Raw genomic sequence first — 12,748 nt, 5'->3', positions numbered from 1 at the left:
GAATGGACGGTCATGAACGCCTACCGGTACGAGAACCACCCCTACCACACCAAGGTGTTCCTCGGCGAATACGCCACGCTCGACGATACGTGGTTCAACGCGCTCGCCGAAGCCGCGTTCATGACCGTCCATTCCGGGGCGTGATAGAAGTGCACATCCATCAGCGGAGTGTTGAGCCGATCGCCTTGTTCGAACGCCGGATCGTACAGGTCGCTGTATGGGCAGACGCCCGCACTGCCGGCGATCTGAATGTCCGGGTAGCGGTCGTGGATCTGGTGTGCGGCGATCTCGTACCGGTCGTAGAACTCCTGGTACTCCTCCTCGTTGCCGAGCGCGATGTACTTCATATGGAACGGTTCCGGATGACCCATCTGAGCTCGAACCCTGCCCCACGTGCTGTAGACCGGTCCGTTGGCGAACTCGATCACGTCAAGCGCATCGTCGATCCACGACTGCAGATTCTCGATGTCGTCCTGCAGATGATGATGAGCATTGCAGCCAAGCGAGATGACCGGAATGGGTTCTGCTCCCAGTTGTTCGCACATGCGGAAATACTCGTAGAAACCAAGACCGAACGTCTGGTTGTACTTCCAGCGGTTGCGCTTGGACGGGCGTTCCTCGACCGGCCCCACTGTGAACTTCCAGCGGTATACGGAGTCTCGGGCTGCCGGGTCGAATGCGCCGTCGTGGATGAGGCAGCCGCCCGGGAATCGCACGAACCTGGGCTTGAGTTCGGCGAGCTTCTCGGCGAGGTCGCGGCGCAGCACGTGGTCGTCGTCGAACGTGTCGAGCGGGATCAGGGAGACCATGTCAAGGTCGAGCGTCGCCCGTGTATCGCTGCGCACGACCAGCACGGCGGTCGGATCGTCCCGATCTGGGAAGAACGTGGCGGCGAACCGGGTCCATGCGCCGCCGGCGACGACGAACGTCTCGTCGGCAAGAATGGTCCGCAGATCGGCGGACCGCAACTCGACGCGCAGCTTGGCCGTTGCCGATGCGGAGGCATCGTCGATGCGCGCGTAGCAGGAGAATGCGTATTGTGCGTCCGCGCTGACGGGGATGCCGTCGTTGAATCCGTCGTTGGACACGCCCGCGAGATCGGCCTCGGACGGGCCGAGCACGAGATAATGTGGATTGTTGGCGTTGAGTGGATGATCGTCGGCGACTCGAGCGCCGGTGGTCCCGTCGTCGGGCAGCACCGTCCAACCGGTCAGGGGCGCGTAGTCGGGGTTGTCGATCGGGTCGAACTCGAAGGACCGGTTCTGGATGAGTTCGGCATACAGGCCGCCATCGGCGGCATGGTTGATGTCCTCGAAGAACACGCCGAACAGGTCGCCCTGCTCCTTGACACGGTCGTCGGTGCGAATCGAAATGGAATGCCGTGTTGACATGTGATGCTCCTTAATGCGGGTGACCACCTACGTCCTGCCACCATGAATTTACGCAAACGTTTTTGTATGTCATCTTCTTCGCGTTCCCCTTCGGGCCGCTGCGCCGACAGTCCGTTAGAAAACGTTTTCGAAGTGGTAGGACGAATATAAACCCTCCAGCAAACTGCCGCAAGTCATACGACATCATTTCGGCGTGTCGCCTGCTTTTTTATATAAGAGAACACGTTGCAATCCCGCAAAACGCCATTTGACTTTTTTGAGATCACGGCTTATGATTCAAATCAAGAAAACGTTTTCGTTACGATGAAGACGAGTAGTGATACTCATCAACAACGATGTACGCCCTTAACGAAGACGTTTTCTCAATAACCACATCTCAAGCTCGCCGGAGACGCACCGCAACACGTCGTTTCCACCAAGGAGAAAACAAAGCAATGAAGCCGATAACCAAGACGATCGCCGCGACCGCAGCGGCGGTGATGTCGCTGTCCACGCTGGCCGCATGCGGAGGCACGTCCGAGTCCGACACACGGGTCAACTCCGCAGGCAAGCCCGTCGTGAAGATCAGCGTGGTGCACGACGTATCCAACAGCCCGAAGATGAACGAGATGTCGTGGACCAAGGAGCTCGAGGCGGCCTGCGACTGCGACATCGAATGGACCGATCTGGACACCAACCAATGGCAGCAGCAGCGCCCCGGCATGCTGACTTCCGGCAACATTCCGGACGTGGCCATCTGCGCTATGGATCTGGCCTCCACGCTGCAGTTCGGCAACCTGTTCGAGGATCTCAAGCCGCATATCGACAAGCAGCTGCCCAACGTCAAGAAGTTCTTCGAGACATACCCGGACGCGGAAAAGGTGGTCACGCAGGACGGCCACATCTACGGACTGCCCAGCGCCAAGGACAGCACCAACCTGAACTCCGCCATCCGTCTCATGATCAACAAGACGTGGCTCGACAAGCTGGGGCTCAAGGAGCCGACCACCTGGGACGAGCTCGAAACCGTGCTCAAGGCGTTCAAGACGCAGGATCCGAACGGCAACGGCAAGGCCGACGAAGTGCCGTTCAGCTTCTCCCCGCTCGTCACCACCAGCATCGGCAGCAACTTCATCTTCGGCATGATGGGTTCCACCGGCATCACGACGCAGCTCGTGAAGAACACCGCCGGCTCGAACGGCTACTACGTCAAGGACGGCAAGGTCGGCAACTTCCTGATCTCCGACGAGTACAAGAGCCTGGTGGAGCTCCTGAGCCGCTTTGTCGACGAGGGACTGCTGCCCAAGGACACTCTGACTCAGGACGTGAACAAGTACAACGCGGACGTTCAGGCGGATCCGATGACCGTCGGCGTGCAGGTCGGGTTCAACGAGCTCGCCTCGTTCGGCCAGGACGGCATGTACGACTACGTCTCGCTGCCGCCGCTGAAGGCTACCTCGTCCACCGAACCGAGCTGGGACTACAACGCCGATGAGTTCATGATCGTCAACGGCCGTCTGTCCGTCGCCAAGGAGGCACCGAACAAGGACGCCATCTGGAAGATCGTCAACGCGCTGTACAGCGAGAAGATCTCCGTGGAGCAGTACGTCGGCTCCATCCCGGACTTCACCACCGACAAGGGCAACCACAACTACGAGAAGACCCAGGTCAACGCCGAGACCCAGCCGAAGCTGCAGGCCATCTACGGATACTTCGCCGGTTGGATTCCCCCGGAGGTCACGCTGACCTCCAAGGACGACACCTCGCGTAAGCAGGACGACTACATGCTCAAGGACGTCGAAACCGCCTACGGCGACATCTACAAGACCCTCGCGGATTCCGACGACTACATGCCCTCGTACGTCCAACCCGACACCAGCCAGTCGACGCAGCTGGCCAACATCAACACCGCCGTCACGAACTACGCGCTGTCGCAGTTCTCGAAGTGGGTCGTCAACGGCGGCGTCGACAAGGAATGGGACGGCTACGTCAAGAAGCTGCAGAACTCCGGTCTGGATCAGGGCGTCGAGACCTGGCAGAAGCTGTACGACGAGGCCGTCAAGTAGTCGATCCATCGCATAGCAGGTCAATGTAGGCAAACATCCGCCGCCGAACCATACCGCCCTAGAGCCGTTGCGATTCGTCTATGATGAACGTGATACAAAAACGTTTTTCGCAGACAACCGCACACGATCGGAGGCGTTATGGCCGGCGGCAACAATATGGGGAGCACAGGCATGCTGGGAAGGACGTCCCTGACCGACGTCGCCAAAGCGGCCGGGGTATCGGTGGGAGCGGCGTCCAAGGCGCTGCACGGCAAACCGGGCGTCAGCGAGGCGACGCGCCAGAAGGTCAACGAGATCGCGAAACGACTCAACTACGAGCCGAATCCGATCGCGCAGACCTTGGTGTCCGGCAAATCCGGATCGATCGGCATGTTCGCGGCCGATCAGGGTTCCTTCTCCAGCCCGATCATGGCAGGGGTGCAGAACGAATTGAGCGCCAACGGCGTGACCGTGCTGCTGTCGAACGCATTCGGCGATATGAAGCTGGAACGCCAGTGCATCGACGCGCTGCTGGCCCGCAACGTCGACGGACTGCTCGTCGTGAACCACAACACGAACATCCGTCCCCCGCTGCACGAGGAGGTTCCGGTGCCGATCGTCTACGCGTACGCCGCCTCCTCGGACGAACGCGACTGCTCGATCACGGCGGACAACGTCGACGCCGGCCGCACGGCCGTGCGGCACATGGCCGAGATCGGCCGGCGCAGCATCGCGATCATCTGCGGTGAGGCCAGCTCGAAGGCGGCCACGGACCGACTGCAAGGCGCGATGGAGGCCATGGACGAGCTCGGACTGACGCCGGTGAACATACCGAGATTCGGTACGTGGACGGCGCAATGGTCGCGTCAGGAGATCGCGCGACTGGTCGATGCGGGTACCGAGTTCGACGCGGTGATCTGCCAGAGCGACGTGCTGGCGATGGGCGCGCTCGACGCGTTGCATTCGCACGGGATCAGCGTGCCGCAGGATGTGGCGCTGATGGGCCACGACGACTGGGGTCCGATCGTGTTGAATACCGATCCGCAGCTGACGAGTATGTCCAACGCTCTGTACGATATCGGGCATCTGGCTGCACGTCGGCTGATGGCCGCGATGGACGGCAATCCCTCGTATGGCGTGGAATACGCGTCATGCAAGCTCACGCGCCGGGCTTCGACCGGCTGCTGAGCCGCACTTCCCCCGCTGCTCCCCGCATATCCCCGACCGATACGCCGATCCGCAACCCGTGGATCGGCTTTTTTCATGTCTCCGTAACGCTTCGCAACACTTTCGCAACGTTGGCGAACCGAATTGACATTCCTGCGTTTCGGCGTTATCCTCGTGATATAGAGAAAACGTTTTCGATAATGAAAATACATATATCTCATTTATATTTCCAACAACAACGAAAACCCTTTCTCGCCACTATCCAATCAAAGCGGAGGATGCGATGTCGCAATCAACGACGATGAAGACCACCGGAGACACGGATCAGGCAAAACCATCCATCGGAGCACGGCTGGCCCGTCATTTCCAAAAATACTGGCAACTGTGGGTGCTAGTGGCGCCCACACTCGGTTTCGTAGGACTATTCGCCTACGTGCCGATGTGGGGTCTGCAACTGGCCTTCCGTGACTTCACGCCGGGTGCCGGACTGACCGGCGGCAAGTTCGTCGGTCTGAAATACTTCCATCAGTACTTCACCGCACCGATGTTCACCGAGACCATCATCAACACCGTGCGCGTCAGCCTCGGAACTCTGGTGCTCGGGTTCATCTTCCCGATCATCCTGGCCCTGCTCATCAACCAGATCGGATCGAAGGGCGTCAAGGGATTCGTGCAGACACTCACGTACATGCCGCACTTCATCTCCATCGTGGTCGTCGTCTCCCTGATCAACATCTTCCTCTCCCCCGACAGCGGCCTGATCGGCCGGTTCATCGGCGATTCGAGCATGCTGGACAACCCGAACCTGTTCGCGCCGATCTACTGGATCTCGGAAGTCTGGCAGCATTGCGGTTGGAACGCCATCATCTATCTGGCCGCGCTCAGCTCCGTGGATCTGTCGCTGTACGAGGCGGCGAAAATGGATGGCGCGGGCCGTCTGCAGCTCATCCGATACGTCGATCTGCCCACCATCATGCCGACCTGCGTGATCCTGCTCATCATGAACATGGGATCCGTACTCTCCGTCGGCTTCGAGAAGGTGTTCCTGATGCAGAACACCATGAACCTCCCGGCCTCCGAAGTCATCTCGACCTACACCTACAAGCTGGGTCTGCTCGGATACCAGTACTCCTACGGCACGGCCATCGGCCTGTTCAACACGCTCGTCAACTTCGCGTTCCTGCTGCTCGCCAACTTCATCGCGAGCCGCGCATCCGAAACCAGCATCTTCTAGAAACGAGTCCAACATCATGAGCAACGCATACGCATCAGTTTCAACCAAGGCGCCCGAAATCCCCTGGAACAAGCATTTCCGCCAGAAGAAGGGCATCGCCGACTGGGTGACCGACATCGTCATCTGGGCAATCATCGCCCTGACCTGTTTCGTGGTGATCTACCCGCTGTGGTTCGTCATCATCGCCAGCGTATCCGATCAGGCGAAGGTCGCGGCCGGCGACGTCACGCTCATCCCGCTCGGCCTGAACTTCGCCGGATACAAGAAGGTGTTCGCCAACACCAGCATCTGGCAAGGCTATTGGAACACCATCGTGTATTCGGTGTTGGGAACCGCGCTGAACCTCGCGGTCACGCTGCCCGGCGCGTTCGCACTGTCCCGCCGCGAATTCAAGCCGCGCCGCGTGATGCTGTTCCTGCTGACGTTCACCATGTACTTCGCCGGAGGCATGATCCCGAACTACCTGCTGTACAAGGATCTCGGCCTGCTCGACAACATGTGGGTGTTCATCCTGCCGGGCGCCGTCTCCGTGTGGAACCTCATCATCGCACGCTCGTTCTTCGAGACGTCGATTCCCGAGGATCTACATGACGCCGCGCAGATCGACGGCCTGAGCTACATCGGATACTTCTTCAAGATCGTGCTGCCGCTCAGCTCGGCGATCATCGCCGTGATCGGCCTATACTACTTCGTCGGCCACTGGAACGACTACTTCACCGGCCTGCTCTACGTCACCTCGGCGAAAAAGCAACCGCTGCAGGTGGTGCTGCAGAACATTCTGCTCGCCAACAAGGCCAACGTCTTCGAAAACGCCCGCAACGCCATCGAGAACCAGCACATCGCCGAACAGATCAAATACGGCGTGATCATCGTCTCCACGATGCCGCTGCTCGTGATCTACCCGTTCCTGCAGAAATACTTCAACAAGGGCGTCATGATCGGAGCCGTTAAAGGCTGACTCATTCAGCGGGAATCCCGGTGGGATTCCCGTAGCGTCAGCCTGAGCGAGCGCATCAAGCACCTCTTTAGTCATGTATTCCAACCCCTAACAAACTCAAGGAGTCATTTCACATGTCCACCTCAATTAACCTCATCACGACGCAGCACAGCAAGCCGCTCGCCCTGCGCAACGTCACCGTCACCGACCCGTTCTGGCACACCGAGCAGGAGCTCGTGCGCACGGCCGTGATCCCATTCCAATGGAACGCACTCAACGACAACATGCCCGGCGCGGCACCCAGCTACTGCATGCACAACTTCAAGGCCGCCGCGGCCCAGAACGCGCGCCGGGACGAGAAGGGACAGAAGTCCTATCTTCCGGAATTCTCCTACCGTGGTTTCGCGGTATTTCCGAAGGACGGCGAAGAGCCCGATCCGTCTAAATTCTATGGCTTCGTCTTTCAGGACACCGACTTCTCGAAGTGGATCGAAGCGGTCGGCTACAGCCTGACCCAGCATCCGGACGCGGAGCTGGAGAAGACCGCGGATGCGGCGATTGACATCGTGTGCGCGGCCCAGCTGGACAACGGCTATCTCGATACGTACTACATCCTCAACGGCATGGACCGCGCGTTCCACAACCTGCGCTGGCACCACGAATTGTACTGCCTCGGCCATCTGGTCGAGGGCGCGATCGCATACTACGAAGGCACCGGCAAGGACAAGCTGCTCAAGACCGCCGAGCGCTTCGCCGACTACACCGCAGAGTATTTCGGGCCGAAGGAGGGCCAGTGCAAGGGGTATCCGGGCCATGAGATCGCCGAGATGGCGCTCGTCCGCCTCGTCGAAGTCACCGGAGCACGCAAGTACCTCGATCTCGCCAAGTTCTTCATCGACGAACGCGGCACGGAACCCAACTACTTCCTGGCCGAGGACAAGCGGGACAAGGACTCCGGATACACCGACACCAACTGGGACTTCGACCCCGCCTACGCGCAGGCGCACAAGCCGGTGCGCGAGCAGGACGAGGCGGTCGGCCACGCGGTGCGCGCCGGCTACCTGTACTCGGGCATGGCTGCCGTGGCGAAGCTGTCCGATGATCCGACACTGCTCAGGGCGTGCAGGACCCTGTGGCGCAACATCGTCGACAAGAAGCTGTACATCACCGGCGGCATCGGCGGCACCAACAACGGCGAGGCGTTCTCCTACAACTACGACCTGCCCAACGACACCGCCTACTCCGAATCCTGCGCAGCCATCTCGCTGGCGTTCTTCGCCCGCCGCATGCTCGAGATCGAACCGAAGGCCGAATACGCGGACGTGATGGAACAGGCTCTGTACAACACGACGCTGGCCGGCATGGCGCTCGACGGCAAGAGCTTCTTCTACGTCAACCCGCTCGAGGTCAATCCCTACGCCAGTCACCGCGACAAGCGCATCGGCCATGTCAAAACCGTGCGCCAGAAGTGGTTCGGCTGCGCATGCTGCCCGCCGAACATCGCCCGCATCGTCGAGTCGGTGCAGGAATACGCGTACACGGTGGCGGACGACGCGTCCACGCTGTACACGCACCTGTACATGGGCGGCGTGGCGAAGGCGACGCTGAACGGCGCGGAGGTGACGCTGGACGTGGCCGCGAACCTGCCGTGGAGGGGCGACGGCACCGTGGCGGTGCGTTTGGACGCTCCGGCCGAGTTCACGCTCGCGTTCCGTCTGCCGGGCTGGGCCGGCGATGATCCGGCGGTCGCGCTCAAGGCCTCCGGCGAGCAGGACGGCCGCGTGACGCGCGAGGTGCGTGACGGCTACCTGTATCTGACCGGCGAATGGCGCGACGGCGACGAGATCGCGTTCGATTTCCCGATGCCGGTGCGCATGCTGGCCGCGAACCCGATGGTGCGCGAGGACGTGGGCAAGGTCGCGTTCGTACGCGGCCCGATCACATTCTGCGCCGAAGAGAAGGACAACGGCGCGAACCTGCACCTGCTGCACGCGGACGTGGACGCGGTGCTGGCAGATCCGGCTTCGGTGAAGGTGGTGCCGTTTACGTTCGAGGCCGGCGCCACCGGGATCGACGACAAGGGTCAGGGCGAGGTCGATCCGGTCTCGCGTCGGATGGTGCGCTTGGAGGTGCCAGCGTGGCGCGAGCCGGTTCCGGCCGGTGCCTCGGCGGGGTCGCCTGCGTTCGCGCCGCTGTATGCGGATTATGCGCCGGTCCGTCGTGAGCCGGTGACGGCAACCTTAATCCCGTATTTCGCGTGGGCGAATCGTGGCGAGAACGAGATGAGCGTGTTCCTTCGCGCGTAGCGGTGCCGCCGCGCGAAGCGTTGCTTCTTCGTGCGGTAGCTCCCGATGACAGTATCGTCGCGCGTTCGCGCGGCGATACTGTTCTGTTGCCGCGCCCTCGTCATCGTGAGCGGAGCGACCTCCCTTCCCCTCGTCATCTCGAGATGATAGGAGAAGGAGGGGATGACATTGCTTTGCGCGATCGGATCGCAGACAGTAAACTTCTTAAGAGTTTTGAGAAGTTTATGCCGTAACTTCCCGAAGATAGAATATCAATCGGCGTAACATGCAACAGAGGATGGGACGGATGATGGAATCCGCCCCATCCTCTTTTTCCTGTTCGCCCCCAGAAGGTGGCGGCCGGTACGCATGACCGTGGTCGCGGATTATATTGGGTGAGCGAACACATGTCGGGAACGGGGACTGGAAATGACGGGAATGCGACGAACGATCACGCGCATACTGTGGTGGACGGGCTTGGCTTGTCAGTTGCCGACCGCGTGGTGTTGGATTGACGATAGGCTTGTCGCGAACCTGTTCTCCGGATTGCCGTTGTCCTGTGACCTCACCCAGCCCGACTGCGACACCATGCCCGGCATTTGGCGACTCTTGCTATCGGCCATCATCGGATACGCGGCCTGGTTCGCCGTCGCCGCACTGCATGTCTGTCCGACAAGCCCGGAAACCGCGCAAACCAAGGCTCATCCGCTGCCAATGCGCATCGTTGTTACCGTCGTGACCATTGGCATGCCGATCGTCACGCTGCCGGTCGCCGGCGTCATGGCGCTTACCGCCATGATCGATCTGGGATGGTGACATGGCCGATTCGTGGGCCGCTGTCATCTGATGCGGAGCCCGGAATATGGCAACGGACGGCAATCGGCCGCCGCTTTCCTCGTTGAAGTTCCATATGGCGGTTGCGCGTCTGGCGTGAACAGCACGCGCCGCATGTCTCGCCCGGACCGTCCGATGCGAGTAGGATGCTCGGCAGGACCTTATACGACGGCACGACACATGAGTGCCAGGAGTGCCAGCGATGGCGGAAACGGGGCGGCGAGCCATGACCCATGCCGAGAACGTTGCGAACGGCGAGCGGAAGCAGGGACCGGATCAGCAAGGCCTGAACGGCAAGGCAGACGGGGACAAGGACGGCGGCAGCAATAAGGAAAGCCTGCTGGAGCTGATCCCGTGGATCGTGGTGCCGGTCGTCGTGTTCGCGCTGATCCGCGTGTTCCTGGTCGGCCTGTACGTGATCCCGTCCGGCAGCATGCTGGACACGATCCAGCTCAAGGACCGCGTGGCCGCGGTGAAGGTGATCAAGCCGCAGCGCGGCGACATCGTCGTCTTCCGCGATCCCGACCACTGGCTTGCCAGCGGCGAGGGCGACGATCTGATCAAGCGCGTGATCGGACTGCCGGGAGACACGGTCAGCTGCGCGGGCAACGGCGCGCCGATCGAGGTGAACGGCACGGCGATCGACGAGTCGTCGTATCTTCGCTCCGGCGTGAACCCGTCCGACGAGGCGTTCAGCGTCACCGTGCAGGACGGCATGATGTGGGTGATGGGCGACAACCGTTCCGGCAGCGCGGACAGCCGCGCGCACCAGTCCGACTCTCACGGTGGCCAGGTGCCGCTGAGCGACGTGCAGGGCGTCGCCGTGTTCACGTTCTGGCCGGTCGGGCGCATGCACGTGCTTGACTCGCACCATGAGGTGTTCGCCGCCGTGCCTGACGCCGGCTCGGCGAGCTGAGTTCAATCAACTGTACATAGGCGCAACAAGAAGGGCGGAACGTCTCCGAACAGACGTTCCGCCCTTCCCATACTCCATATTGAACTGTTCTGAACTATGCCGGCAACACCCTAACGAACGCAATATATTGAACTTTCATCGATGTATATCACGTCGGCACAATCGGCCGGACATTGAACTCACTGCCGATAGTACGACAGGAAGTCGGTGATCTTGCCGACCGCGTCCTTGAGCACTTCGATGCGCGGCAGGTAGACGATGCGGAAGTGGTCCGGTTCCTGCCAGTTGAAGCCGCCGCCGCGCGTGACGAGAATGCGCTTGTCGTGCAGCAGGTCGAGCGCGAACTGCTCGTCGTCCAGCACGTTGAACTTCTTCACGTCGATCTTGGGGAAGATGTAGAACGCGGCCTTCGGCTTGACGGCCGTGACGCCGGGGATCGCGTTCAGCGCGTTGTAGATGTATTCGCGCTGCTCGTAGAGGCGGCCGCCGGGCACGATGTAGTCGTTGACCGACTGGTGTCCGCCGAGCGCGGTCTGCACGATCGATTGGGCGGGCACGTTCGAGCAGATGCGCATGTTGGTGAGCATGTTGATGCCCTCGATGTAGTCCTTGGCCATGTGCTTGTTGCCGGACAGCACCATCCATCCGACGCGGTAGCCGGCGATCATGTGCGACTTGGACAGGCCGGAGAACGTGACACAGAATAAGTCGGGCGCCATCGACGCGATGGAGACGTGCTTGAGCCCGTCCATGACGAGCCGGTCGTAGATTTCGTCGGAGAAGATCATGAGCTGGTGCTCGCGCGCGAGGTCGACGATCTGCTGGAGCACCTCCGGCGGGTAGAGCGCGCCGGTCGGGTTGTTCGGGTTGATGATGACGATCGCGACCGTGCGGTCGGTGATCTTGGCGCGCATGCCGTCGATGTCCGGATACCATTCGGACTGCTCGTCGCACGTGTAGTGCACGGCGGTGCCGCCGGCGAGGTTCACGCAGGCGGTCCACAGCGGGTAGTCGGGGCTGGGCACGAGCACCTCGTCTCCGTCGTCGAGCAGGGCCGACATGGACAGGTTGATCAGTTCGCTCACGCCGTTGCCGGTGTAGATGTCCTCGATGCCTACGTTGGGGATGTTCTTGAGCTGCGCGTACTGCATGATGGCCTTGCGCGCGGAGAACAGGCCCTTGGACGCGGAGTAGCCTTCTGTTTCGGTCAGCTGGCGGGCCATGTCGTAGACGACCTCGTCCGGCGTACGGAAGCCGAACGGCGCCGGGTTGCCGATGTTGAGCTTCAACACGTGCATGCCGGCCTCCTCCATGCGCGCCGCCTCGTCGACGACCGGGCCGCGCACGTCGTAGAGCACGTTGTCGAGCTTGGTTGATTTGTGGAACTGGCGCATGGGGATTCCTTCCTCCTCCGGATGGATGGATGCGGGTGACGATTCGTTGCGTCGGCCGGTGCGGGTTTCCGAGGCGCCACCGTCCGCGTTCCCGGACACCGATGAGGGCATATGCCGTTCGACTCGTGCCGTTGCGGTCTTCGCCGTCGTGTCGTGTCCGAGCAGCCATTGTTCGTCGACGTCCAGCGTGGTCGCCAGAAAGTTCAATATCTCGGTGCGTGGCACGGTTTTGCCGCTGACATACTGACTGACATGGCTTTTGCCGAGTTTGACCCCGACCTGCTGTGCGGCCCGCACGAGATCGATTTGTTTGAGATGACGCGCGTTCATTGCGGTTTTCAACCGCGTAGCAAAATCGTCCACGCCGCTCCCCCGTTCTCGTCTATCGGTAGTTCAAATCTCACGGACAACAGTTCAGTATTCTACCAGTACCGGTTATACGAGACGCTCCTTTCGGTTCAATATATGAACCGAAAGGAGCGTCTGTCAAATTGAACTTCTTGATTCAAGGACACGGTTTCAAGTTCAAACCGCGCAGTTCAACGCATCGGAACAATAGCCGTATC

General features: G+C 60.8%; 9 protein-coding genes. 7 read left to right on the top strand and 2 right to left on the bottom strand.

The genetic code is table 11. The features are described from left to right. Positions 1-41 precede the first annotated feature (41 nt). The gene (locus KIH79_RS00840; RefSeq protein WP_219057637.1) at positions 42-1,391 is read right to left on the bottom strand and encodes a carbohydrate binding domain-containing protein; all 1,350 of its coding nucleotides are present in this window, start codon (positions 1,389-1,391) and stop codon (positions 42-44) included. A 434-nt stretch (positions 1,392-1,825) separates the two neighbouring features. On the opposite strand from KIH79_RS00840, the gene KIH79_RS00835 reads away from it, so the two are divergent. From KIH79_RS00835 to lepB, 7 genes are all read left to right on the top strand, one after another. Then, complete coding sequence (locus tag KIH79_RS00835; protein WP_219057636.1) at positions 1,826-3,436, top strand: extracellular solute-binding protein; 1,611 nt, start codon at positions 1,826-1,828, stop codon at positions 3,434-3,436. Positions 3,437-3,607: 171 nt separating this feature from the next. Continuing rightward, positions 3,608-4,603 carry a LacI family DNA-binding transcriptional regulator gene (locus tag KIH79_RS00830; RefSeq protein ID WP_236023489.1) on the top strand — a complete coding sequence of 332 codons (996 nt, stop codon included), beginning with the start codon at positions 3,608-3,610 and terminating at the stop codon, positions 4,601-4,603. 280 nt (positions 4,604-4,883) lie between these two features. Then, a complete protein-coding gene (locus KIH79_RS00825; protein ID WP_236023505.1) occupies positions 4,884-5,816 on the top strand; it encodes an ABC transporter permease in 933 nt (310 codons plus the stop codon). 16 nt (positions 5,817-5,832) lie between these two features. Continuing rightward, entirely contained in the window at positions 5,833-6,774 is a 942-nt protein-coding gene (locus KIH79_RS00820; protein WP_219057633.1) for a carbohydrate ABC transporter permease, read from the top strand. A 134-nt stretch (positions 6,775-6,908) separates the two neighbouring features. Beyond that, entirely contained in the window at positions 6,909-9,059 is a 2,151-nt protein-coding gene (locus tag KIH79_RS00815) for a glycoside hydrolase family 127 protein (protein WP_219057655.1), read from the top strand. Between the two features lie 408 nt (positions 9,060-9,467). Next, positions 9,468-9,854, top strand: coding sequence for a hypothetical protein (locus KIH79_RS00810; RefSeq protein WP_219057632.1), 387 nt, complete (start codon positions 9,468-9,470; stop codon positions 9,852-9,854). A 220-nt stretch (positions 9,855-10,074) separates the two neighbouring features. Further along, positions 10,075-10,788, top strand: a complete 714-nt coding sequence (gene lepB / locus KIH79_RS00805; RefSeq protein ID WP_236023487.1) for a signal peptidase I — start codon at positions 10,075-10,077, stop codon at positions 10,786-10,788. A 179-nt stretch (positions 10,789-10,967) separates the two neighbouring features. Here the strand turns inward: lepB and KIH79_RS00800 are convergent, their stop codons facing one another. Continuing rightward, complete coding sequence (locus KIH79_RS00800; RefSeq protein ID WP_236023504.1) at positions 10,968-12,512, bottom strand: aminotransferase class I/II-fold pyridoxal phosphate-dependent enzyme; 1,545 nt, start codon at positions 12,510-12,512, stop codon at positions 10,968-10,970. Positions 12,513-12,748 lie beyond the last annotated feature (236 nt).

The sequence above is a fragment of the Bifidobacterium miconis genome, from assembly GCF_019331735.1.
Lineage (GTDB): Bacteria > Actinomycetota > Actinomycetes > Actinomycetales > Bifidobacteriaceae > Bifidobacterium > Bifidobacterium miconis.
The sequence above is the reverse complement of the archived record's forward strand: the minus strand, read 5'-3'. Positions and strand labels throughout refer to the sequence as shown.